A 2385-nucleotide genomic window follows, 5' to 3' on the forward strand; every position below is an offset into this window, starting at 1 on the left:
GTCGGGCACCGGCCGCAGAACCGGCGGCGGCGCACTGGTATCAGTCATGCTGGGAGATCTCCTGTCCTGCTCGAAAAGGGGTGGATGGGTTGGGCCCGGGGCGACCGCGCATCTTTGGCGAGAGGGGCGGTCGCCCCGGGTGGCTACTTGCCGGTCTTGTTCTTGGTCCTGGCTTCGCGTTCCTCGCGCTTGCGCGCCTGCTCAAGGACCCGCTCGACCTTCCGTTGCAGGTCGCCCTGGTGGACGCGCCCGCCATAGACCCGGTCGTCCGCGATGCCGCGCTTGGCCATCCGCGCGATGTACCACGCGACCTTCGCCTTCTCGCCCGCGGTGAGCTTGGGTTCGCGCTCTTCCTGCTGTGCCATCAGGTCCTCTCCGGACCGGGACTGTCCCGGCTCCCCTCACCGCCCGGGCGTGTGCCGGGCGGATCGGGCAGCCGTCAGTCCGAGGCGAGCGGGGTGGTCTGGTTGGCCTCGTACAGATGGGCCAGCTCGGTGCCGTCGGTGGTGCGGGTCTCGAACCGGTCGATGACCTCGCGGCAGATCGCGGATGCGGTGTCGCTGTCCCCGGCACGCCGGGCGGCGGTGTAGGCGGTCACGGATGGGTACTCCGTCATGGCGTCTCCTCTCAGGGGCCGGTCTGTCCGGCTCCCCGCCCCCGCCCGGCGCGTCGAGAACGACGTCCGGGCGGGGACAGGCAGCCGTCAGCGGCGGCGCGCGGAACGGATGGCTTTGGCGGCGTTCTTGCCGTCCGTCCCGCCGATCGAGCGGACGACGGTGACGACGCCCCAGGCGGTGACGACGATGACCAGGGCGACCACGGCCAGCGAGATAGCCATCGACGTGATGGCGGCGACCAGCAGCGGACCGAAATAGACCCCGGCGGCGACAGTTCCGGCCCCGACACCGGACCCGAGCGCGATGCGCTGAACCGTGCGGTCCGGCGGGGCCTGGTGGATGTGCTGGTGGACGACCTGCGGCACCTGGGGCGCGGGCGGGTGCACGGCAGGGAGGTGGGCGGGGTCGACGTACACGTGAGTGCCGTCGGGGAGCTGCACCACATGGGCCAGCTCGGGCAGGGACTCCATGGTTCTCCTTGGGGCAGGGCCCGGTGGCCGCTGGGGTGGGCAGCGGCCACCGGGCGGGGGGTTAGGTCATGCACCAGCCGGAGTCGCATCCGGGGTCGGTGTCATCGAAGCCGGGCAGGAGGTCGACCCCGTCGGGGATGGCCTTGCGCAGCGGCTTGTTGAACCGGGTCAGCCAGACGTGGTCTTTGCCGAGGTCGTCCCGGCGACGGTTCAGCAGTTCTTCGAGCTGGCACGCTCTCTCGAACAACTCGGGTGTGTCACGGCGCATGTCGTGCCAGGTCTCGGGCCGGTGGAACGGGCAGAACCAGCACGACGATTTGGGCGGTACGGGCAGACCGGCCCGGCGGATGATGCGGGCGCAGTCGATACGCCGGATACCGCGTTCCAGCAGCGGGTACTCGATCCGCTCATGGGGGCCGCAGCGCCGCTTGTTCGCCCGGCTGATCTCATCGAGGCTGATCCCGATGCCCACGGTCGCCGGACGCTCAGCCGTCGCGCCCCGGCGCCGAAGTTCCCGCCCGATGACCTTGATCTTGAAATCGGCGGTGCAGCTCCGAGTGCCGGGGGCCCCGTTCGACATCCGCACGGGGATCTTCAGCGACCGTGACCCTTCCCGGGTCAGGTCCTGATACAGGGTGCGGACCTCACCGGAGCGCACCATGACATGGTCGAGAACCACCAGGTCGATCCCGTGCGCCTTGGCGAACGGGGCCGCATGCTCCGTGAGGTAGCGCAGCGTGCCGGGGTGTTCCGAGTCGTCCCCCACGTTGGCCATCAGGAACGTGCGGTAATCCAGCTCCCCAGACGCGGCCAGCACGAGCGCGGCCATGGACTGGACACCGCCCCCGAAACTGAACGTCCGGATCCCCTCGGGGCCAGGGTTAGGGCCTGCCTCATCGATCACGGTCTGTCCGGGGAGCGCCTGCGGGGCAGGCTCGTTGAGGAGACGACGGGCCCGGTCCAACCGGGCGACCGCCTTCACGCGACCACCGCCACAGACCCGCCAGGCTGACGAGAACCGGTATCGGCGCTGCCGTCCCCGGCCCGCTCGGCCCGCAGGGCGTCCCGCAGACCGCGCGCCTTCTCCGACGATGTGCGCACCGCCTTGCGGATCGCATCGGCCGTCAGCTCCGCATCGGGCCAGTCGGAGGTAGCCGACCGTGCCTCGGACAGCAGTTGGTCGGGAGTGCGGACCGGTCGGATCGTGCGGGCCGACTGAGGTACCCGGCCGGTCGCCCGGCGCGCACCCGACCCGGCGGCGGCGACCGCCCGCACCGGAACCGGCTCAACCACCGGGA

Annotated in this window: 4 protein-coding genes and 1 pseudogene; all 5 read right to left on the reverse strand. The window is 70.9% G+C overall.

Annotated features, from left to right (window positions below; genetic code table 11):
- Positions 1-143: 143 nt before the first annotated feature.
- Positions 144-365 carry a DUF6257 family protein gene (locus ACWF94_RS38765; protein WP_453499722.1) on the reverse strand — a complete coding sequence of 74 codons (222 nt, stop codon included), beginning with the start codon at positions 363-365 and terminating at the stop codon, positions 144-146.
- 74 nt (positions 366-439) lie between these two features.
- Positions 440-616, reverse strand: a complete 177-nt coding sequence (locus tag ACWF94_RS38770) for a hypothetical protein (protein ID WP_453499724.1) — start codon at positions 614-616, stop codon at positions 440-442.
- Positions 617-703: 87 nt separating this feature from the next.
- Positions 704-1087, reverse strand: a complete 384-nt coding sequence (locus ACWF94_RS38775; RefSeq protein WP_453499726.1) for a DUF6251 family protein — start codon at positions 1085-1087, stop codon at positions 704-706.
- A gap of 61 nt (positions 1088-1148) precedes the next feature.
- Positions 1149-1916 carry a phosphoadenosine phosphosulfate reductase gene (locus tag ACWF94_RS38780; RefSeq protein WP_453499728.1) on the reverse strand — a complete coding sequence of 256 codons (768 nt, stop codon included), beginning with the start codon at positions 1914-1916 and terminating at the stop codon, positions 1149-1151.
- Between the two features lie 149 nt (positions 1917-2065).
- Positions 2066-2385: pseudogene (locus tag ACWF94_RS38785) on the reverse strand (DUF2637 domain-containing protein); the annotation flags it as partial.

The sequence above is a fragment of the Streptomyces sp. NPDC055078 genome, assembly GCF_053607985.1.